Annotated in this window: 17 protein-coding genes and 1 other annotated feature; of the genes, 6 read left to right on the top strand and 11 right to left on the bottom strand. The window is 30.0% G+C overall.

Annotated elements, in window-relative coordinates; genetic code table 11:
* Window positions 1-80: 80 nt before the first annotated feature.
* Window positions 81-2744, top strand: coding sequence for a cation-translocating P-type ATPase (locus COL3_RS00655; RefSeq protein WP_008426836.1), 2664 nt, complete (start codon window positions 81-83; stop codon window positions 2742-2744).
* Between the two features lie 102 nt (window positions 2745-2846).
* Here COL3_RS00655 and adhE read toward each other — a convergent pair whose 3' ends face one another.
* The 4 genes from adhE to COL3_RS00635 all read right to left on the bottom strand — a co-directional run bounded on the left by adhE (window position 2847) and on the right by COL3_RS00635 (window position 6919).
* Window positions 2847-5438, bottom strand: a complete 2592-nt coding sequence (adhE, locus tag COL3_RS00650; protein ID WP_008426834.1) for a bifunctional acetaldehyde-CoA/alcohol dehydrogenase — start codon at window positions 5436-5438, stop codon at window positions 2847-2849.
* Window positions 5439-5630: 192 nt separating this feature from the next.
* Entirely contained in the window at window positions 5631-5954 is a 324-nt protein-coding gene (locus COL3_RS00645; RefSeq protein WP_035283992.1) for a QacE family quaternary ammonium compound efflux SMR transporter, read from the bottom strand.
* Between the two features lie 11 nt (window positions 5955-5965).
* A complete protein-coding gene (locus COL3_RS00640; RefSeq protein ID WP_008426830.1) occupies window positions 5966-6355 on the bottom strand; it encodes a YvaD family protein in 390 nt (129 codons plus the stop codon).
* Between the two features lie 129 nt (window positions 6356-6484).
* Window positions 6485-6919, bottom strand: coding sequence for a MarR family transcriptional regulator (locus COL3_RS00635; protein WP_008426827.1), 435 nt, complete (start codon window positions 6917-6919; stop codon window positions 6485-6487).
* Between the two features lie 266 nt (window positions 6920-7185).
* On the opposite strand from COL3_RS00635, the gene hydE reads away from it, so the two are divergent.
* Window positions 7186-8235: a [FeFe] hydrogenase H-cluster radical SAM maturase HydE gene (gene hydE / locus COL3_RS00630; RefSeq protein ID WP_008426825.1), complete on the top strand. Its 1050-nt coding sequence runs from the start codon at window positions 7186-7188 to the stop codon at window positions 8233-8235.
* Window positions 8236-8302: 67 nt separating this feature from the next.
* Here the strand turns inward: hydE and COL3_RS00625 are convergent, their stop codons facing one another.
* From COL3_RS00625 to COL3_RS00615, 3 genes are all read right to left on the bottom strand, one after another.
* A complete protein-coding gene (locus COL3_RS00625) occupies window positions 8303-8884 on the bottom strand; it encodes a nucleotidyltransferase family protein (protein WP_008426824.1) in 582 nt (193 codons plus the stop codon).
* 72 nt (window positions 8885-8956) lie between these two features.
* Complete coding sequence (locus tag COL3_RS00620) at window positions 8957-9595, bottom strand: flavoprotein (protein ID WP_008426822.1); 639 nt, start codon at window positions 9593-9595, stop codon at window positions 8957-8959.
* A 128-nt stretch (window positions 9596-9723) separates the two neighbouring features.
* On the bottom strand, window positions 9724-10461 hold the full coding sequence (locus COL3_RS00615) for a DUF3298 and DUF4163 domain-containing protein (protein WP_035283970.1): 738 nt from the start codon (window positions 10459-10461) through the stop codon (window positions 9724-9726).
* A gap of 309 nt (window positions 10462-10770) precedes the next feature.
* Between COL3_RS00615 and COL3_RS00610 the strand changes: the two genes are divergently transcribed.
* Entirely contained in the window at window positions 10771-11709 is a 939-nt protein-coding gene (locus COL3_RS00610) for a polysaccharide deacetylase family protein (RefSeq protein WP_008426818.1), read from the top strand.
* Between the two features lie 95 nt (window positions 11710-11804).
* On the opposite strand, the gene COL3_RS00605 is transcribed toward COL3_RS00610, so the two are convergent.
* Complete coding sequence (locus tag COL3_RS00605; RefSeq protein ID WP_008426815.1) at window positions 11805-12836, bottom strand: anti-sigma factor domain-containing protein; 1032 nt, start codon at window positions 12834-12836, stop codon at window positions 11805-11807.
* A gap of 390 nt (window positions 12837-13226) precedes the next feature.
* Here COL3_RS00605 and ispF point away from each other — a divergent pair, with 390 nt between their 5' ends.
* The gene (ispF, locus tag COL3_RS00600; protein WP_008426811.1) at window positions 13227-13700 is read left to right on the top strand and encodes a 2-C-methyl-D-erythritol 2,4-cyclodiphosphate synthase; all 474 of its coding nucleotides are present in this window, start codon (window positions 13227-13229) and stop codon (window positions 13698-13700) included.
* Between the two features lie 174 nt (window positions 13701-13874).
* Here the strand turns inward: ispF and COL3_RS00595 are convergent, their stop codons facing one another.
* A complete protein-coding gene (locus COL3_RS00595; RefSeq protein WP_035283968.1) occupies window positions 13875-14549 on the bottom strand; it encodes a hypothetical protein in 675 nt (224 codons plus the stop codon).
* Between the two features lie 384 nt (window positions 14550-14933).
* Here COL3_RS00595 and COL3_RS00590 point away from each other — a divergent pair, with 384 nt between their 5' ends.
* Entirely contained in the window at window positions 14934-15338 is a 405-nt protein-coding gene (locus COL3_RS00590) for an HNH endonuclease signature motif containing protein (RefSeq protein ID WP_008426808.1), read from the top strand.
* A gap of 124 nt (window positions 15339-15462) precedes the next feature.
* Here the strand turns inward: COL3_RS00590 and COL3_RS00585 are convergent, their stop codons facing one another.
* Entirely contained in the window at window positions 15463-17997 is a 2535-nt protein-coding gene (locus tag COL3_RS00585) for a methyl-accepting chemotaxis protein (RefSeq protein WP_008426806.1), read from the bottom strand.
* Window positions 17998-18201: 204 nt separating this feature from the next.
* Window positions 18202-18475, top strand: a binding site (T-box leader).
* 121 nt (window positions 18476-18596) lie between these two features.
* On the opposite strand from COL3_RS00585, the gene thrS reads away from it, so the two are divergent.
* Window positions 18597-20528, top strand: a complete 1932-nt coding sequence (gene thrS, locus COL3_RS00580) for a threonine--tRNA ligase (protein WP_008426804.1) — start codon at window positions 18597-18599, stop codon at window positions 20526-20528.
* Window positions 20529-20787: 259 nt separating this feature from the next.
* Here the strand turns inward: thrS and COL3_RS00575 are convergent, their stop codons facing one another.
* Window positions 20788-23433 carry a hypothetical protein gene (locus COL3_RS00575; RefSeq protein ID WP_008426802.1) on the bottom strand — a complete coding sequence of 882 codons (2646 nt, stop codon included), beginning with the start codon at window positions 23431-23433 and terminating at the stop codon, window positions 20788-20790.
* Between the last annotated feature and the right edge of the window lie 40 nt (window positions 23434-23473).

Here is a 23473-nt window from a genome sequence, read left to right as displayed (position 1 = left end):
ATTAAAAGTCTTTTTTTATTGCTTATAGACTCTAGTTTCTAAAATTGTAAATAATTTTTAATTCGAAAGGAAGATGTCCTATGGAAAAGTACTTTTCTAAAACTGCCGATGAGTCTCTAGAAAAATTTGATGTGACCTTAGATGGTCTGACGAGTGAAAAAGCTGCTCAAACGCTAAGTTCTGTTGGTTATAACACCTTAAATGAAAAAAAGAAAAAAAATCTTCTATCTATATTTATAGAACAATTTAAGGACTTGTTAGTAATTATATTAATTGCTGCAGCCATTATTTCAGCTGCGACCGGGAATACGGAAAGTACTTTTGTAATTTTGGCTGTTATAACTATGAATGCTATTTTAGGTACTGTTCAATATGTTAAAGCCGAGCAATCTCTAGATAGTCTAAAAGCACTATCTGCACCTAATGCTAAAGTTATTAGAGATGGAGTTAAAATTGAAATACCTTCTAAATCTGTAGTTCCAGGAGATATTTTGTTACTAGAGGCTGGAGATTTAGTTGTTGCCGATGGTAGAATTTTAAAAAACTTCTCTCTTAAGGTTAATGAAAGTTCATTAACTGGGGAATCAGAAAGCGTGGACAAGTTTTCTGAAGTTATCAACAAAGATGAAGTTGCCTTAGGTGACCAAAAGAATATGGTTTTCTCAAGTTCCTTAATTACTTATGGTAGAGCTACTGTTCTAGTCACTAATACTGGTATGGATACTGAGCTTGGTAAAATAGCTACCCTTATGGAAGAAACTCAAGAAAAAAGTACCCCACTTCAAGTTTCCTTAGATGAATTTTCTAAGAAGCTAGCCTTTGGAATAATAGGAATCTGCATTATTGTATTTGGCTTAAGCATGTATAGGGGCATAGATCTATTAGACTCATTAATGTTTGCAGTTGCTCTTGCTGTTGCGGCTATACCAGAAGCACTCAGCTCTATAGTTACAATTGTGCTTGCTATAGGTACACAATCAATGGCTAAGGAAAATGCTATCATTAAAAAACTGAAAGCTGTTGAAGGTCTTGGATGCGTATCTGTTATTTGTTCTGATAAAACCGGTACACTAACACAAAATAAGATGACTGCTAAAAAGATTTTCGTTGATAATAAATTAATTGATTGCAGTAAAATAGATTCTAAAGATTCTGATTCAAATTTCCTTCTAACTAGCTCTGTACTATGTAACGATTCTACTTCTATAGATGGTGCTGAAATAGGTGATCCAACAGAAGTTGCCTTAGTAAACTTAGGTCATAAATACTCTTTAAATGAAATTGAATGTAGAAGCACTTGCCCAAGACTTAAAGAAATTCCTTTTGATTCTGATAGAAAACTTATGAGTACTCTTCATCAAATTAATGGTAAATATGTAATGGTTACTAAAGGCGCTCTTGATGTATTACTTAACAGGGTAACTTCAATAAAAACTACAAATGGAGTAAAAGACTTCACTAACAATGATAAGATTAATATAAATAATGCTAATAACGAACTATCATCTCAAGGATTAAGAGTTTTGGCCTTTGCCTACAGAGAACTTGAGGAAAAAAAAGAACTCACTTTAGATGATGAGTATAATTATACTTTCTTAGGTTTAATTTCAATGATTGATCCACCTAGAGAAGAATCTAAAGCGGCTGTTAGCGATTGTATTAAAGCTTCTATTAAACCAATTATGATTACTGGAGATCACAAGATTACGGCTTCTGCTATTGCTAAAAAAATTGGAATATTACAAGAAGGCGACTCCGCAGTAGAGGGATTAGAACTTGATAAAATGTCTGATGATGAACTTAATTCAAAACTAGAACACATTTCAGTTTATGCAAGAGTGTCACCTGAAAATAAAATAAGAATAGTAAAAGCATGGCAAAATAAAGGTAAGATAGTTGCAATGACAGGAGATGGTGTTAATGATGCTCCTGCATTAAAGCAAGCTGATATTGGTATTGCAATGGGTATAACAGGTACTGAAGTTTCAAAAGATGCTGCTTCAATGATCTTAACTGATGATAATTTTGCTACTATTGTTAAATCAGTTACTAATGGAAGAAATATTTATGCTAATATACAGAATTCAATTAAATTTCTGCTTTCAGGTAATGCTTCAGGAATACTTGCAGTACTATACTCCTCAATATTTGCGCTCCCTGTTCCATTTGCCGCAGTACACTTATTATTTATTAACTTATTAACAGATAGTTTACCTGCTATAGCGATTGGTATGGAAAAATCTGAAAAAGGTATTTTAAAAGATAAACCTAGAGACGCTAAAGGATCTATTTTAACTAAAAATTTTATAATAGATATCTGCAGCCAGGGCTTGCTTATTGGAGTTTTCACTATGGTTTCCTATCATATTGGTTTAGCCGCAGGAAATCATGAACTTGCTATGACAATGGCATTCAGTACTTTGTGCTTAGCTAGACTATTCCACGGATTTAACTGCCGAGGTAAAAAATCTATCTTTACTCTTGGAGTTTTCAATAATAAATTCAGCTGGATTGCCTTTATATCAGGAGTTATACTTGTAAATATAGTTTTACAAGTACCTACTCTTCAAGGATTATTTGAAATAACTCCACTTACTACTAACGAATTAATGTTCGTTCACTTATTTGCTCTCATTCCAACCTTAATAATACAAACTGTTAAAGTTATTAGAGATTTTATTGAAAGAAACAATGAAAAGAATAGTGGAAGAGAAACTAATAGTCCAAGTGTGAGAGCTGCATAATGCTCTTCTAAATTTGTACAATTAAATTCAAGAAAAAGAGCTATATCAAAATCATTTAATTATTTTGATATAGCTCTTATTAATTTTATTTATAGTTGTTATTTACTGCCGTCCATTGTATGATTTTATGTACATTTCTCTAATTTCACTCATTAGTGGATACCTTGGGTTTGCACCTGTGCATTGATCGTCAAAAGCCTGCTCAACCATTTCATCCATTGATGCATAAAATTTCTCTTCGGAAACCCCAAATTCTTTTATACTCTTAGGTATTCCAACTTTAGCTTTTAAATCATCTATTGCTTTAATTAATAGTTCAACTTTTTCTTCTTCTGTATTTCCTCCTAGATTTATATAATCAGCTATTCTAGCATATCTCCATCCTGCATTTGGATATTTATATTGTGGGAATGCCGCTTGCTTTCTAGGTGCATCTGTTGCATTAAATCTTATTACTTCATCTATTAATAACGCATTTGCAATTCCGTGAGGCACATGGTGGAATGCACCTAACTTATGAGCCATTGAGTGGCATATTCCTAAGAATGCATTAGCAAAAGCCATACCTGCTACAGAGGATGCATGTGCCATCTTTTCTCTAGCTTTAATATTTGTAGTTCCTCCATTATATGCCTCAGGTAAATATTTAAATGTTAATCTTATTGCTTCAAGCGCCAAGCCATTTGTATACTCAGATGCTAACACCGAAACGTAAGCTTCAATTGCATGAACCAGAGCATCTATACCAGAGGCCGCTGTTAATCCTTTAGGCATGCTCATCATAAGTTCTGCATCTATTATAGCCATATTAGGAGTTAATGCATAATCTGCAAGTGGATACTTAACTCCTGTTTGTTGATCAGTTATAACCGCAAATGGAGTTACCTCTGAACCAGTTCCTGCTGATGTTGGTATTGCAACTAAAATTGCCTTTTCTCCCATTGGAGGGAATTCATATACTCTTTTTCTAATATCCATAAATCTCATAGCTAAATCTTCGAATCTAACGTCTGGATGTTCATACATTACCCACATGATTTTTGCAGCATCCATTGGTGACCCTCCACCTATAGCTATAATAACATCTGGATTAAAATCTCTCATTGCATCTGCACCTAGCTTTGCAGCTTTTAATGTTGGATCAGGCTCTACGTCTGAGAATATTTTATACTCAATATGATTTTCACTTAAAATATCTGTAATCTTATGAGTATATCCTAAATCAAATAGCACCCTATCTGTTACTATAAACGCCCTTTTCTTCTTCATTGCATTCAATTCTTCTAAAGCCACTGGAAGACATCCAAATTTAAAGTAAATTTTATCGGGAACTCTAAACCAAAGCATATTTTCTCTCCTCTCGGCAATTCTCTTAACATTGATTAAGTGCTTAGGTCCAACATTTTCTGATATTGAATTCCCCCCCCAAGAACCACAGCCAAGAGTTAATGATGGTGCTAATTTAAAGTTATATATGTCTCCAATTGCACCTTGAGATGCAGGCATATTTATTAAAGTTCTAGCAGTCTTCATAGCTACTCCGAACTTTTCTATTCTATCCACTGATTCCACTTGATTTGTATAAAGTATTGATGTATGCCCAAATCCACCTAATTCTATCATTCTTGAAGCTAATCTTAAGGCATCATCGAAAGTTCTAGCTTTATACATACCTAATATTGGTGATAATTTTTCATGTGAAAATGGTTCTTCTAATTCAGGTGATTCAACCTCTCCAATTAATACTTTAACCGCTTCAGATACCTCAACTCCGGCCATTTTTGCGATCTTGTAAGCTGACTGACCAACAATCTCTGAATTTAGAGACCCCTTTGAATCTAATATTATGCTTCTAACCTTATCAATTTCTTCACCTTTAAGGATATACGCACCTCTTTCATCTAGTTCTTTTCTAACTTCATCATATACTGATTCCATAGCTATTATACTTTGCTCTGACGCACAAACTACTCCGTTATCAAAAGTTTTAGAAAGCAAAATTGAATTTACAGCCATCTTTATATGTGCTGTATCATCAATTATAGCTGGAGTATTTCCAGCTCCAACTCCAATAGCTGGTTTTCCTGATGAATATGCAGCTCTAACCATTCCTGGACCGCCTGTAGCTAATATAATATCAGATTCTGCCATTACGTTTCTGGACATTTCTATTGATGGTTCATCTATCCACCCAATTATCCCTTTTGGTGCTCCGGCTCTTTCTGCTGCTTCTAGAACTATCTTTGCTGCAGCTATTGTTGAATTTTTTGCTCTAGGATGTGGACTTATAATTATTCCGTTTCTTGTTTTTAACGCAATCAAGGTTTTAAATATAGCTGTTGATGTTGGGTTTGTTGTTGGCACTATTGCCGCTATCACCCCTATAGGTTCAGCTATATGAGTTATTCCAAACATTTCGTCTCTCTCTATAACTCCACAGGTCTTTGTATCTTTATATTGATTGTATATGTACTCAGCTGCGAAATGATTTTTTATTACCTTATCTTCCACTATTCCCATTCCGCTTTCTTCTACTGCCATTTTAGCAAGGGTAATTCTTGCATCATTAGCTGCCATAGCTGCCTGCCTAAATATTTCATCTACATCTTCTTGAGAAAATTTTGCAAATTCTCTTTGAGCATTTCTTATTTCCGCTATTCTCCTTGTTAGTTCCTCTGGATTTGTAACTCTCATATCTTACCTCCAATATTTTAAATTTTTATGCTTATAACTTTTTCATTTAAAAGTTTTGCTTACCTCAAACAAACTGTATATAGTTTATCCTAAAAAAAATATATAATTTATCTTTTTCGTAAAAATAAAAAACATGTTAGAAATACAAATCATCGCTTGTTTTCCAACATGTTCTTATTTGAGGCATTAAACCTAATGCATTGTCGATGTCAAATTTAATCCTATAACGCCTACTATTATAAGTGCTATAAAAACTACCTTTTGCAGATTAATTGTTTCCTTAAAGAGTACAGTTCCTATAATCGATAGGAGTATTATCCCAACACCAGACCAGGTTGCATACGCAACGCCAATTGGTATTTTCTTCAATGCTAGTGTTAACGTACTTAAGCTTAGTATATAAAAAACTAACATAACAATAGCATATTTAATATTTGAGAAGCCTTCTGACAACTTCATTGATATAGTTCCTGAAACTTCAAATATTATAGCTAAGATTAAATAAATCCAGTTTATCATAACGCACCTCATTCTAATCTCTCCGTTAATAAATTCTTTATGAAAAATAACGGATATATAATTAAATATAAATTGAAAATCCACCACAGAAAATCAAAATCATATCTTATCGACCAAAAAGAAATAGCCTGAAGTCCTGAACAAAAAGTTAGTACAAGAGAAATTATACTTAACCTTTTCCATAATGTATTTTTTCTGTAATACAAATATAAACTTAAAAATCCTGTTAATGAAATAAGTAAATCCAATGGAATAAATGACCAATTCCATGAGACTAAGATAGGATTCTTATAATCTTTAAATAGCAACTCTTCTGGAATAAGGTGAAATAAAGTAATAAACCAATAAACTACAAAACCAATATCTGTGACTAAAAAGAAGTTTTTCAATATTTTCATTCTACTTGTCCCCCATGCTTAATAATATTATTTTTTACATTTCGTACTCTCCCCAAAATTAATTCATAGCATTTAATTAAATACATTTAACTATTTCTCTAAAAAAATTTGTTTTTTTGTTTCTATATGCTATTCTTTACTTTTTAACACCCTAACAATTTTATCCAGAAAGTAATTTAATTCCTCTAGCTGCTCTTTTGAAGCCATTTCACTTATCAAATCAGCAAATTCCTTATAAAGAGCATTATCACCTTCTATTATCTTTACACCTTTCTCAGTAACTTTTAGATAATATATTCTACCGTCTTCTTCTGATTTTATTTTTTCAATCAAATTATGTTTTGCAAGTCTCTTGACTAATGCTGATATTGCCGGTTTAGTAAGCTTTAGCTTTTCTGCAATCTCTCCTAGATTAGGATTATCCATATTGTATATTGTTGTTAAATAGTAATAATCCGTTATGTTAAACTGTCTCTTTTCTTCATTTGATAAAATTGAATTAATATTATTTATAGACTGCTGCCATAAATAATTAGCTATGTACTCAAAGTCTTTTTCGATCAAAAAATATCAACTCCTAAAATAGTTCAATATATTTAACTAATTATACACCTATTTTAATTTAATATTTCAGTTTTTGTCAATATCAACCACTACACGCATAATATAATTTAACTCTCCTACATTTAAACAAGCTATTATATTGTTATGAGGTTGAATTCTATAGTATACTGATAATAGTTAGTTGTTAAAGCACTCTGAAAAAATAATATATCAATATACTTGTCTATTATTTTTTCGTGTGCTAATTTCTTTTATTAGGAGGAACTATGAATAAACTTATTGAAAAAGCTAAGATCACTCATGACTTGGATAAAGAAGAAATATTGGAATTATTGCAAAATGATGATATAAATGAAGAACTTTTTAAAGCTGCAGATGAGGTTCGCCAAAAGTATTTAGGAGACTATGTTCATCTTAGAGGTCTAATTGAATTTACAAACATATGCAAGAGAAACTGCATGTATTGTGGACTAAGAAGAGACAATAAAAATCTTGAAAGATATAGATTAACGCAAGAAGAAATCTTAGATTTTGCAAAAAAAGCAGTTAGCTATGGTTATAGGACAATTGTTCTTCAGGGCGGAGAAGATGATTACTTTACCAAAGAGAGAATGACCAATATTGTTAGGGAGATAAAAAAATTAGGTGTTGCACTAACACTGAGCTTAGGTGAAAAAACTTATGAGGAGTATAAATCATTTAAGGAAGCCGGCGCAGATAGATATTTAATACGTATTGAAACAACAGATAAAAAACTTTATGAAGATATGGACCCTAATATGAGCTTTGAAGAAAGATTGAATTGTTTAAAGAACTTACGCGATTTAGGATACGAAGTTGGAAGCGGAATTCTTGTAGGCCTTCCAAATCAAACTTTAGACTCTATAGCTAATGATATACTATTTTTCAAAGAAATTAATGCAGACATGATAGGAATAGGACCTTTTATACCAAATGAAGATACACCTCTAAAGGATGCTAAAGGTGGAAGCCTAACTTTAGCTCTTAAAGTAATGGCTTTGACACGTTTAATTCTCCCTGATATAAATATTCCTGCAACAACTGCAATGGAGTCTCTAGCTCCAAATGGTAGAATAATCGCACTTCAAAGCGGTGCTAATGTTGTAATGCCTAATGTCACAGAAGGTGAATACAGAAAGCTTTATGCCTTATATCCAGGTAAAATATGTACAGGCGATACACCTGCTCACTGTAGGGGATGTATTACAGGTAAGGTTACGGGAATAGGTCGAATAATTTCTGATGGCTATGGATTTAGAGGCAATCAAAATACAGGTTCTTACAAAAATACTTAAACTAAGTTCTTATAAATCAGCGCCGTAGTATAATGCTTAACATTATACTACGGTGTAATTTTCTTAATTATTTCCTTGAGTTTAGTTGCTCCAGTTCTTCTATAGTGTCAATATCTGTTATTTCTTCTTCATTATCAATTACAACTATTTCTACATCATCCATGTGATCTCTTATAACAAATTTTCCACCAAAATCGCCTTTCAAATCCAATAACTCATCTAAATATTTCTGTGAAAATATATTGGGATTTCCAAGGGCCCCTTTATACTTAAAAGATGCAATTCCTTTATCACTTTCTATAAATGCATCCATTAATTTTTTGATACTATCCAATGTTAAAAACGGTTCATCACAAACCATAAACATATAAGCATCAGCTTCCATATCAGCCCGGATACCAAGTTCAATGGAATGAGATAATCCTTTCTCAGTGTTTTCATTCATAATAACTAACACAGGCTTACCTGATAGCGCTTCTTTAATTTCCTCATATTGAGTAACTAAAATTATTTTATTAAAGTTTAATTTCAAAACCTTTTCTACTGCATTCATGTACATTGGCTTGCTATTAATGTATTCCAATAACTTATTGGGTTGAACCCTACTGCTGTTTCCTGCTGCTAACAAAATTACATTTATCTTCATCATATTAATTTCTTAGTTATACATATTTAATGTATAATAACTCCTTTCATTGTTTTAATTGCATTAATTAAATATTTATGAAAGCTTAATACAAGGGCCATGTCCAGTAGCTATAAAGTTAGGACTTAACTCTGCAAGATTTTGCTGTAACTGACCTCTTTTATCTGCATCAGGTACCTGTTCATGGCTAATACTATCTATTTCTGCAGACCACTTGGATTCTACAATTCTGCCTGCTGCTTCTCCTAAATTGAACATTAAATCACTGCTAAAAAATATTTTACTCTGGTTTTCGATTACTAATAATCCTCCCCATAGGTGCATTTCAGAAGGATAATTTATAAATTCCAACTCCCCTTGATCAATGCTTAGTTTCTCTCCAGCCCTTTTGATAATAATATCATTTGTAATCCCAAAACCACCTAACTGACGTGCTGTAACTTCAGAGCAAATTGATTTAGCTTGTGGAAAATGTTTGAGTATTACTGATAATCCACCGCATTCATCTGCTTCAAAGTGAGAAATGAAAATATATTTCAAATCCTTTCCATTAAGAGTCTCCTTCAATTGGGGAATTAAAGCTTCTGCCTGCTGCACATTTCCTGTGTGAATAAGTAAAGGTTCATCAGTCAATAAAAGATATTGATGAAATGTTAAGTTAATTGGTTGCACATAATTGCTAAATTGATATAAATTATTATAAATAACTGCCATGTTTCTTCTCCTTAAAAATAAATATTTATTATACTTACTAATTATGATATTGATTGTATGCATAGGGAAGTGCTGTTGTCAACTTCACACTCCTCCATACAATCCTTATTATTACTTTATTGTTTGTCTTACCAATCTTTATAATACACAAAATTTTCATCAAATAATTTTAATGGGATTTTAAATTCAGGAAATCCAAATACATATGGTGCTAACTCATATAATTGATAGTAGATCACAAGATTATCATCTTCTATATAAAAATTCTGATTATCACTAATTCCCTTGAATTCAGCCCCTGAATCAAAATAATTTTCTGGATTTTTACCTATCTGTTCTTTTATTTCTTTATTAATTATATCTTTGTAGTCATATCCTTCGTTAAATAAATCCTTTAAAGTTATTAAACCTTCTTTTTCTTTATCTACAGTATACGAAGTCTTCGTTGTCATTCCATGAGCTCCTCCCAGAAACTCATAATAATCATTAAATACGCTAATAATTGATTTATTATCTTCGGTAACTGTATATCTTGAATTAATTTCATAAGGAAATCTAGGTATTTCCTTCTCTATACCTTTAAAATACTCTTTTGATGTCTTTTCAGCTTCTTCAACTTTGGGTAAGATATCACTATTAATTTTGTTATTAATTAAGCTTATCTTTTTTTTATCATTTCCATCAACAAATTGAGGCATTTTAATGTCTTCTTTCAAATACCCTAAGTTTTTACTTATTAACTTTTCCTCAACTTTAAGTTGCTTTTCACTTTTTAATCCACTACTTATACACAATTGTTGTGGATAAATTGTAAATAACATTGAACCCATAACAAATATTCCTGCTATATTAGTTAAAACACCCACATTAGCGCCTCCTTTATTTATGCCATTTGCGACTTTATTCATTTTATATCCACAAAATCAACATGTAATATTATGTATATCAACACTTTTATAACATGTTATCCACAAGCGTTTGTGGATAATGTTAATAAGTTGTACTATTTTTATATTATGCTACTCTTAATATAATCTTATTCTGGTTTTGCTTTACCGAAATAAAATAGTATTTTTAAAATTTATCATAAATATTGGTAAGATTTATTTAGATTGGGGTATAATTATAAGAAATACTTTGATTAATATTAAGTAAAGGAGGCAGTTTATAAATTTATGACTAAGAAAAATAGTTCCAAAAGAAATGGTTTTCTAAAAGATATTTCCACATCTCCAAAAAAGATAACTCTTCCAATTGCAATCTTTGTGCTTATATTATCAGGATGTTTAACATATAATAAAATTTCCACAAAAGAAATTACAAATAAAGAAAGTAAGTTTATAAGCGATTCTGATAATAAAGTTAACGTACAAGATCATTATGACGCTGATAGTAATAATGAAGCACAAGATATAAGGCTAGCTCACGCAGGTAATTTAGTTAATAATAATGTAGGCGTACCAGTTCTTTATTATCACTCAATTAATGAATCTGCGGATAATGAAGTAACAATGACTCCTGAAATGCTTAAAAAACAACTCCAGTACATAAAAGATCAAGGTTATATTACCCTAACCATTAGCGAATTAAAAGACTACTTACTAAAAGATGCTCCTATACCCAAAAATAGCATAGTCATTACTTTTGATGACGGCTATATGGATAACTATCGTAATGCCTTTCCAATACTAAAGAATTTAAATATGGTAGCAACTATTTTCTGTATAACTTCTAACTTAGATGGTTCCTATTATTTATCAAAAGATGCTATAAGTGAAATGTCACACTATGGTATAGACATCGAAAGTCACACAGTTACCCATCCTAAACTTAATAAGCTGACATATGATGATCAATTAAAGGAATTGAGTGAATCTAAAAAAACTTTAGAATCCATAACTGGTAAAGAAGTAACTTCTATTGCCTATCCTTTCGGAAACTTTAATGATGATACTATAAAAGCAGCTAAAACTGCTGGTTATACATTAGGTTTTACTACTAATAGGGGGCTTTCTGATAGAAATGATAATCCTCTTAAATTAGATAGGATATATGTTAGTTCTAAATATAATATGGAAACCTTTAAAGAAATTTTAAGCAAAACAGAAAAATAGCCTTCAGCTGAAGGCTATAAATATTCTACTTTAATACCAAGTGATACTTGCTGCATTCTTTTAAGCTTTTGCCTTGGTATTAAATTCTATACGCTTTATTTTCCTGTATCTTTTTCATCCTCTAATATATACTTAGGTAAATTTTGCTGATTACCCGCATTGTTTATTGCTATAGGAATTTTATTCTCAGATATAACCTTATTAGTCTTAATAAGAGAACCATACTTTATTGCTTGTCCATTTACTGTGATTAATGTTTTTTTACTTAAATCCAGCATATTGTTGCTTAATGCATATTCAAATGTATTCGCCACAGCATCATCAATATCTCTATTTAGCATATTGGTATTATTAATAAGCTCTTTTCCCTTTTCTGTAGGAGAGTATGTATATATAACCTTATTGAATTTATTAACATGCATCTTTATAGGCGAGGTTGTTTCTATTATAATTATGCTTTCGGTTCTTCTATATTCAATAACAATCCCAGCTCCAATAAATATTAGTATTAATAATAGAATAGAAATATGTATTTTAAAGTTCGCTAAAGTACTCTTTTTTCTGCCTTCACATATATCACCAATATCAACTTTATTACTGGTTTTTATTTTCAAAAATTCACCTTTAGAGGTTATTATGTATGCCGTTTTTTTTGATGCTCTTATTACTAAACCTTTATGCAATTGCTGTTTCTTATCTTGAATACTTCTTACATTGTTATCTTCCTTCAAAATTATTTTAAGCAAATCCTGCAGGCCTTTATAATTAGGATTGGATAATATTATGTAGTAGGCTATAATATAATCTTTGCACTTCGTTAAATAATCAGGTTTAATCTTTATTAATTTACTTATTTTTGATATAGGCAAATCCTTTTTTCTACTTATTATCTCCAGTAGTTCTTCGTTATGAGTTAAATAATATGCTACATTTAAAGCTAAATTCCTGTCATTCTCCCTTATTGGAAAGTTTACCAAGTCTTTAAGTAAAACATTATATGCATTTAGTTCTTTTAAAAATAATGCAATTTGCCTATTTCTATTCTCCTCCGTTGAGGATCCCATTAATACCATTGACGGGATGGCAGCAAATACATATTTATTTTTACTAAATCCCAAATTCTCCATATTGTAAACACTCCTTTAAAATATTAACCCTTTATCCAACTCCTTCATACTATGTATTATAGCATAGAAAATTCCTTATCCATAAGATTTTATATATCTATTTTTAAATCAATATTGGGGAGATTACTTTATGAAAGAAAAAATAATATATGTAGATTTTATAAAAAAACGTAGAATAACATTTATACATTTTATTATAAATAAGATTGCTGCCTTATTAATCTCTAAACTAAGAATTCTTAAGACTACTTCCTCTGAACATATATATGTAAGTAAGAAAAAACGTATTTCTAACTAACTATAATTAATTGTATATTATATATATTTTATACGACTCTTATATTATGTTAAAATGTATACAAGATTAAAACATTTAAATGAGGTGAATGTATGAGAGTTGGATTAGGATATGATGTACATCGGCTAGTTGAAGATAGAAAATTAATTATAGGAGGAGTTGAAATTCCTTTCGAGAAAGGACTTTTAGGTCATTCTGATGCGGATGTTCTTCTTCACGCTATAATGGATTCTTTGTTAGGTGCTTGTGCACTTGGTGATATTGGAAAACATTTTCCGGACACAGATAATGCCTTTAAGGGCATATCCAGTATTTTATTGCTTGAGAAAACAGGCAAACTTATTTTTGAAGCAGGTTATATAATAAATAATATAGATGCTACCATAATAGCTCAGAAACCAAAAATGATGCCTCATATTGAAAATATGAGAGAAAATATATCAAAGGCTCTTAATATAGATATAAGTAAAATAAATATAAAAGCGACCACAGAAGAGGGACTCGGATTTACTGGTGAAATGCTTGGAATCTCAGCTCAAAGTATAGCTTCTGTTGAAAAATATTAGAAGATTACTATTAATAATAAAGAACAGAAGAGTTGTCTTAAAATAAAAAAACAGCACAATATACCGATTTCTTTGTTAAAATCCACCATATTGTACTTAAATCTATTTTAAGGCATCTTCCTTAATCTTGTTAGCTCCCTGATAACTATTTATTTTTAAATAAATGCTAATAGCTTAAAATACTTCGCTTAATTTATTTAATAGAATCTTTCTAAATATTTCTCCTTTATCAGAATCAATCGGAGCAAATTTGCAAACATCTTTCCACTCATCCATTGTCATGCCTATTTTACTTTCTAATTCCTTTTCCGTACTTGTTAATAATGAAGATGAAATTACAAACTCACCTAATTCTTCTGATGTCTTAAAAATTTTTAAATATAAAAATTCTTTATTGTCCCCAATCCACTTCTTATTAAACTCTTTAATAAATTTTCTAAGTTCCTCTTCTATTTTATTAGTTGGCCAATTCCATAAACAATTTATAAATTCATAATCCCTTATCATATCTACAGCAGTTTCTCTACTTATTTTTTTTGCTCTCTCTGCTTCACGAACAATTTTATCCACTGTTAAATGTGGAATTCTAGTAACTATTTTATCTTTCCCATATATCCATTTATAAAAAGCCTCTTGTAAGAATGAGTATTGAATATACCCAATCAAACTTTTTATATTTGGAAAATACCCCCACATATTATTTATTCCATTTTTATTTCCAAATATAAGACTATGAAAATAAAAACTTCCTTCAGTAGGTGGTTTTTGCATAAGCATATGACCTCTTCTTGTCTTGTTCTCGCTGATAACGTTTTCCCAATACTTGAATGAATTATACTTGTCCCTCACTTCAACTCACCTTCCTATTAATAATTAAAATCATAATATATACACAATATATTTGTCCAAATTGTATTATATAGTATATAATACAATTTAATTAGGTTTAATATGCTATAAATTTTGTTAAAATTATTTTATAATTAGTATTATCCCTTCTTTATATTATATTACATTTTATTTATATTTTGTTAATATATGTAACAAAATTATTAAAATTGATATTTTTATTTTATTACTTTATAATATTACATGTTAATACTTTGACATAAGATATGAGCAATATAGTTTCATTAACATAAAAAGTTGAAAATTTGAATTTAATTTACTTAAATAAATTTTTAAAACTCTATATATAGATATATGAGTTAAATTCTAAGGAGGATTTAAACATTGTGTTTATGTGAAATATGTAATGCAGAAGCTGATATACATCATATTGTTCACAGAAGTGAAGGCGGCTTTGATATTGAATTAAATTATATGTATTTGTGTCCATCTCATCATAGAGGGAAATATGGTCCCCATCAATCTAAGGAAGTTGATTTAAGGTATAAGCTGGATCTTCAAATAAAATTATATGAAATGTTAAAAAAGGATTATTATTCTTTTAAAGAATTAGCTTTAGAATTAAATATCCCCAAAAATACTCTTAAACGAATAACTAAAAATTTAAAACTTTACAAAGAGGGTTATAAAAAATCAGAAGTTATTTTCAAAATTATGGGTGAAAAATTCTACTCAGAAGAAATGATTGTTAATTTAACCTTAGATAAATTAATTGAAGATAGTTACTAGAAATTTACATTTAAAAATTATCGAAAAAAACCACTTACTCAACTAATTAAGCAGGTGGTTTTGCTTTGCAAACTATTATAAATTTTCTATTAATGTATTAACTATTCATAGGTCTTAATAAATCTTAAGATATATTGTACTTGCTTAAGTCTTCAAACTCATCTTCATGCTCTTGTACTACTTCTCTTTGTCTTATATAATTTTTCAATTCTGTAACCTTAGCACAGCCCCATCCAAAGTCTTTTGTTGGTAATTCGGCTTCAAATTTTTCTAATGGAGATACACTTAAATCAACAAAATTTTCTACTAGTGATAAATGTAGTTCCCGATCAGCTACATATCCAAGTGCAAGCGCCTCGTTAGATGGCATAGCTAACTCTTTTAATTCTTCCTCTAGCGTTAAATCCAATTCTCTTACGTAGCCTGTACCTGTAGTATTCAATTCTTCAGTTGTTTTTGCTTCTTCGTTTATTCTTGCTTCCTCAACATTGATATTTATTTCTTCTGCGTCTATGCTTCCTTCTTCAGAGCTTGCAATTGATTCCTCTACTCCTATGGTTGTTTCTTCATCTCTTATTACTAACTCTTCTGAATCTGTACTTAAGACTTCTACACTAAATGCTGCTTCTGCACTATAATCTTCTTGTTCTATTCTAAACATTTTAACTTTTTCTATTAAATCCCCAGCTTTATCTAATAGAATATCTGAGCTGTTATTTACTTTTTCTGCAAGTATTGCAAGTTCTACCGATGAATCTGTTACTTGTTCTAATGAAGTTGATGTATCTTTTATTTCTTCAGATAATTCATACACTGTTTCAACTATTAAATCTTTATTGTGGTTAATATCAATAAATGCATCACTTATATTTGCAACTTTAGGTGTAATTTCCTTAACCAGTTGTGCTATTTCTGAAAAAGAATTTGATGCTCGATAAATATTATTTTTTTGGTTTTCTAATTCACTGTCCATATTTTTAGATTCTTCTACTACTTTATTTATTACATTAACAAGTCTATTTAGTATTTTAGATATATTTTGAGCGGATTCCTTACTCTTATCTGAAAGCTTTCTAACTTCTTGAGCTATAACGTTAAATCCTCTTCCTGCTTCTCCTGCACTAGCAGCTTCAATTGCAGCATTAAAAGCTAAAAGATTTATTTGTTCTGAAATTCCGTTAATGATGTTAATAATTTCACCAACATTTTTCATATCTCCTTGTATATACTCAATACTAATTGCAAATTTTTCGAAAGTATCATTAACACTTGTGATTCCACTATTTAATTCCTCTATGTCTTTAGTTCCTGCTAACGATTTATCACTTACTATTGATACATCCTGATTTATTAAGTGAATATTGTCATTAGCTACATTTATACTATCACCAAACTCAGTTAATTTACTGGTTATTTCTTCGAATTCATGGCTTTGTTTATTAGTATTAATTGCGACTTCTCCAATGGATGCGGAAATTTCTTCAGTAAGAACTGCTAACTGTTCCGCAACTTCTGTTAATGATACTGAACCATCTTGAACTACATTGGCATTATTTCTAACTGTTCTTATCATCTTTCCTACAGATTCTTTTGCCTGTTCTACGCTTGTGCATATTTCAGTTATTTCATCATTTCCTTTAGCGTATTTAGGGTCAATTTTAGAATAAAAATCGCCTTTTGCAATGCCATCAACATAATCTTTAGCTCCCAATAATCTATTTATTAATCTAATAGTAAAACCTACGATTATTACAGAAATTAATAGTATCATAATAATTGTTACTATAGCGTCAACCATTCCCAAACTATTTAATGCACTTAATAAATCTTTTTCTTCAACAGTAATTCCAATAGAAAGACCAGTCTTTCCAATTGGAGAATATGTTATATATCTTACCTTTCCTTCATAAGTGTATTTCCCCATTCCGGATTGGGTTCCAATTATCATACTTTTTCCTATATTATTTAAATCATCTAATGATTCCTTATCTGAAGTCATATTTGTTATATTTTTATTTCCAGACACAAGGCTTTCATCTTCTGCCACAATAAAATTACCATTACTATCTACGATTAAGGAACTTCCTGTGTTCAAAAATTTCGTTTCATTATTTAAAATAGAAAAATCTTTACAGTCCTTTACTGATGTTATAACCCCTATAACATTACTAGATGAATCTTTAATTGGAACTGAATATGATATAACTTTTTTATTTGTGATTGGGTCTACATAAGGGCTTGTTATAGAATTTTCTCCTTTGATTGACTTCATAAAACTTTGGGTTGTTTTTACTACTTTTTTATTTCCTAATGTATCTATTGAATTTCCATTCTTGTCACTTATGCTCATTCCTAATTGCCCAATTGCTTTTAATGACGGTTTAAGAATCTCCACTTTTTTTTCCAACGGAATATCTTCATTACTAATTTCAGGATTACTTGCAATTACCTCTAGGTTTTTAATTTCACTCTTTATTTCATCATCTGCTCTAGAAGCCGCATTCTTTGTCATCTCTGACATTATATTTAAATTACTTTCTTTTAACGAATTGCTTGCAAATCTATATCCTAATCCGGATAGCACAATAAATCCAACTAATAACATGGGTACTACGAACATAATGATTTTTGTTTTAATACTTCTAATTTTTTTATTCATTTCTACCTCCTGAAATAAATATCTACTCTGAGTCTACATAATTCTATTTTATGCCACCATAATAAACTTCTTATTAAAATATGATTAAAACATTGTTAAAACAGTTAAAATATTCTTATAATCCCATCCTTGATCTATAGATTTTTTTGTCTAATTTATTGACATACAAAAATTCAATGATTATAATAAAAATAATATTAATATAAAAATGCGTTGATGAGGACAGTAAGCTAAAATCTTATTTTTCAGAGAGAGAATATACTGGTGTGAGTATTCTTAAATAAATTTAGACTGAAAACCACCTCTGAGCGGCTCTAATAAAGCCCGTATTTATCACGTTACGATAAATTTAAGTGACCTATTATTTATGGTTATTTTTAGTAGTCTTTATATCATCACATTTTTAATATTTAGACTATTTTAATTAGCACGTTTTAGGTAATTAGAGTGGAACCACGGATACTACTTCGTCTCTATTTTTTGAGATGAAGTTTTTTTATTTGCAAAAATCTAATCTAAATAATTATTTATGCTAACAACAATTATTATTCAAATTCAAGAAATTAACTATTTTTTTATATTTTGAAAGGAGTTTTAAAATGATAAAGGTAACTTTAAAAGATGGATCAGTTAAAGAATACGAAGCTGGTTTATCAGTTTATGAAATTGCTAAATCAATTAGTGAAGGTTTAGCTAGAAATGCTTGTTGTGGTATTATCAATGGTAAAATTGTTGACCTTAGACAAGAAGTTAATGAAGATGTGGAGTTAAGCATTTGTACTTTTGATTCGCAAGAAGGTAAGGACGCTGTAAGACACAGTATATCTCACGTTTTAGCTTATGCTGTAAAAAGATTATTCCCTGAAACAAAATTAGCTATAGGACCTTCTATTGCCAATGGCTTCTACTATGATTTCGATAGAGAAACTGCCTTCACAGCTGCAGATCTTGAAAAACTTGAAGCAGAAATGCAAAAAATAATAAAAGAAAATCCTTCAATTGAAAGATCTACACTTCCTAGAAGCGAAGCTTTAGAATTAATGAAGGATGAGCCTTATAAAGTAGAATTAATAAATGATCTTCCTGAAAATGAAGTAATTTCTTTCTATACAATGGGTGAATTTACTGACTTATGTGCTGGCCCTCATCTTATATCATTAAAACCAGTTAAAGCAATTAAACTTACTAGAAGTGCTGGTGCCTATTGGAAAGGTAACGAAAAAAACAAAATGCTTACTAGAATTTATGGTACTGCTTTCTTAAAGAAATCTGATCTAGATGAATTCTTAGAAGCTTTAGAAGAAGCTAAGAAGAGAGACCATAATAAACTTGGTAGAGAATTAAAACTATTCACTACTGATGAAAATGTAGGTCAAGGACTTCCGCTGCTAATGCCTAAAGGAGCTAAAATAGTTCAACTTCTTCAAAGATGGGTTGAAGATGAAGAAGAAAAAAGAGGATATCTTTTAACTAAGACTCCATTTATGGCTAAAAGCGATTTATACAAAATTTCTGGTCACTGGGATCACTACAAAGATGGCATGTTCGTATTAGGTGATGAGGAGAAAGATGATGAAGTATTTGCTTTAAGACCTATGACTTGTCCATTTCAATACACTATATATAATGCTGAACAACACAGCTATAGAGATCTTCCTATAAGATACGGCGAAACTTCTACTCTATTTAGAAATGAAGCATCAGGAGAAATGCATGGTCTTATAAGAGTTAGACAATTTACTTTAGCTGATGGTCATTTGATTGTTACACCTGAACAATTAGAGGAAGAATTCAAGGGCGTTGTTGAATTAATTCAATATTTAATGGGAACTTTAGGAATTGCTGAAAAAATAACTTATAGATTCTCTAAATGGGATCCAAACAATACTGAAAAATACATCAATGATCCTGATGCTTGGAATAAAACTCAAGATACAATGAGAAACATTTTAGATCACTTAAACATTAATTATGTTGAAGCTGATGATGAAGCTGCCTTCTATGGTCCAAAACTTGATTTACAATTTAGAAATGTTCATGGTAAAGAAGACACTTTATTTACAGTTCAAATTGACTTTGCTTTAGCTGAAAGATTTGATATGAGCTATGTAGATAAAGACGGAGAAAAGAAACGTCCTTATATAATCCATAGATCATCAATTGGATGCTACGAAAGAACTTTAGCTATGCTTATAGAAGAATATGCTGGTGCTTTCCCAACATGGTTATCTCCAGTTCAAGCAAAAGTATTACCAATCTCTGATAAGTACAATGATTATGCTGAAGCAGTTACAAAAGCCTTAAAAAACAGAGGCGTTAGAGCAGAAGCTGACTACAGAGCTGAAAAGATTGGTTATAAAATTAGAGAAGCAAGACTTGAAAGAATTCCTTACATCTTAGTTGTTGGGGAAAAGGAAGCTGCAAACAATGAAGTTTCTGTAAGAAGCAGAAAGAATGATGATGAAGGTGCTGTTAAGTTAGATGCATTCATCGAAAGAATTGTAACAGAAATAGATAACAAAGAAAGATAATTCTGCACTTAAGTGCATGACTTATCGAAATAATGAGCATGCTTTTGTTCCGTTTTCTAAGGAATTTTAATGGATGCTTCTAAGATTACAAGTTGCGTCCACAAAGCTAGCCTCAAAGTCAAGCTTTGTGGAACAACTTATAATCTAAGAAGTATAACCATTAAAATTCCTAATGAAACACTTTACAAAACATGCTCATTATTTCTATTATAGTAATGCACTTCAGTTTAGCAAAATCAATCTACTTGTACATAATTTTTTAATAGTAACCTTCTTCTATATCTGGATATGCGTCCTTTATTGTTGTGAGCTGTTTTTCTAATTCAGTAATTTTATTTTTCATATTACCTGTTAACAAATTCTTGTTTTTTAGTTCTTCTTTATTCTTATTCACTAACTCATTTGTTTTCTGAATTTCATTTTCTATTTCAGCAAAAACTGAGTATTCCTTCTTAAAATAAGGCTTTTGCTTTGCTTCTTCAATCAGCTTATTTTCAACTTCAATCATATTTGATTCATTAACAAGCTTATTTGCCTGTTCCTTCCAAAGTTCCAGAGAAAACATACTTTTTAATGTTCCGTGTTTATTTTTAGAGTTATTAATATTATTTTCAGCTATTTCTTTTTTACTACGTAATTCATCATAGTTCATATACGATGGTAGAAGAATTCTTTTTTCAGAATTCAAAATAATAGATTTAAATTCTTCCCTATAGTTCTCGTATCTTTGTACAAGTAAATTACTAGATTCCGATAATTGTTTAATAATAAATTCTACTCTTTGGCTTTCTTCTAACAAAAATTCCAATGAACTCTCCATTTCTTCCTTTTCCATAAAGATATCATTATATTTTTGCTGTTTTCGTTTCCAAGACTCTATCATCCTAGTATAACTTTCCAGATTGGCTTCATCATTATTTTCAATTAAATCTATGCTTATTATCCCAAGTACTAATAATGGTAGTAGTTCCATTTGTTGATTTTGATTTATAGAAGCAGTTCCGCTATATAAAAACAGCAACACCATAAAATACTCATTTAAGAGCTTTGAATTCACTCCGCCCTCGCCATATGCCTTAGATAATGTTCTATTTGATATTAAGCTTTCAACTTCAAATATAATTGCAGAAATCTCCTGATACGAAGTGGAATTACTCAAGTCTACCATTATTGATATAAATATAAAGGGCTGTGATTTTATGGATGACTTAAACATCACTTCTGACATGTTATCTAAATTGAATTTATCATAATATATTTTTTCTTTGATTATATTTTCTTCATTTTGCTTTAACTCCATAATTTTTCCATAGATTTTATCAGTTAATTCTTCACTTATATGTAAATTTATATTTTTATTCTTTAAAGAAGATATTATTTTATCTAGATAATATCTAATTATAGCGTCTAATTTTTTTACTCCACCCTTAAAGTCTTTTTTGCTTTCTAAAATTTCATAAGCCTTATCAACCATATTTTCTAGAGCTTTAATAAATTGTTTCCTATTATATATGCTTCCTAGTGGAACTTGAGATAATTTAATTAATTTATAATATAATAGTAATTTAATTTCATCATCACTTACATTTTTCAGGTCTTCTAAATTTTTATTCAGTAGTGTTAAAAATTTCTCTTCATTAGATTTCAAAAATAATTCTTTAGATTTATTTATAAAGCTTGGCGCTGTATTAATATTATTAATAATCGTATATATAATCCTAAGCTCCTTACCCTCTAGCCTTAAAAATCCTTTATACAGTGATTTATATTTGATTCCTCTTTTAATTTTTTCGTTTAGAATTTCTTTGAATATTAGTACTTTTCTTTTGACCTCAGCCATATTTTTGTTATAATTAATTATATTCTCATTAAATACTCTATTTTGAAAATTTATTTCCATTGTTACATTATTTTTTTGAGTTTCTAATGATTTTTGTAAATCACTGCTGTAAGAAAATTCTACCGTCTCCAAGATATCCTGATATTGATTAGTCAGCTTTACTAGTTTTTCATATGCTTGTCTTACTTTTCTTAATTCTTCTTCAAGATAGTGTTCACTATCTTCTATCTTATTATCCTGTTCTTCTAAATTTCTTATTAAATCTTTTAATTCTTGATTTTTTATTTCAGCCTTAACAAGCTGACTCTCTTTTTCAAAAAGCAGTTCCTGATTTTCGTTACATCTCTGCTTTAGTTTATCAAGCCTTTTCATGTAAAACTTATAATCATTTTCTACTTGTGCCACTTGATTTTTCTGCACTTCAATTTTCTTAGTCAACAGTATTTTAGTTTCTTCAAGGTAAGATTTTTCTTTCTTTATTTCTATGATAATATTATTTAATTCACCAATAGCCTTTGACTGGCTGCTAACCTCAATAATCTTTTGTCTCAGATTATTTATCTGCTTATCCTTAAGTGATATATCATCTCTAATTTTACTAATTTCCTTTTGCATATATTCAATAGTACTTGGCGCCCTAAAGCTCAAGTTCTTAACTAATTTAATTTTCTGACCTTCTGTTTTTCTTAAATACCAGCACAAAATATTGTGCATGCTCTCTAAAATCTCAATAGGATGTTTTAAAATTTTTCTATTTCTATTATTACGTGAAGCATGTTCGTATCCGTTAATCAGTACAGTTTCAATATAGTTAATAATTTCTTCTGGAAAAGAAAAACTAGTACTAAGTTCAATATTATTAAGTAAGTTCCATGCTGATGTATTACTTTCAATTTTATGTTTCTCAGCAATATCCTTTAAAATCGCCTCCAATACTTTCCTAATAATAATCTTAGTAATAGCAGGAAAGTACTCACATAAATGTTCAGCCCTAATTAACTCTTCATAATATTTCTCTACACTAGTTTTTTTCAAGTAAATAAAATTACTCTCATTACACTCCATAGTTCTCCCCCTAATACATGTAAGTTACTATCCTATAACA

The sequence above is a fragment of the Clostridium sp. LS genome (assembly GCF_002760435.1).
In the GTDB taxonomy this organism is placed as follows: domain Bacteria; phylum Bacillota; class Clostridia; order Clostridiales; family Clostridiaceae; genus Clostridium.
Note: the sequence above shows the minus strand (reverse complement) of the source record. Positions and strands in the feature narration are given on the sequence as shown.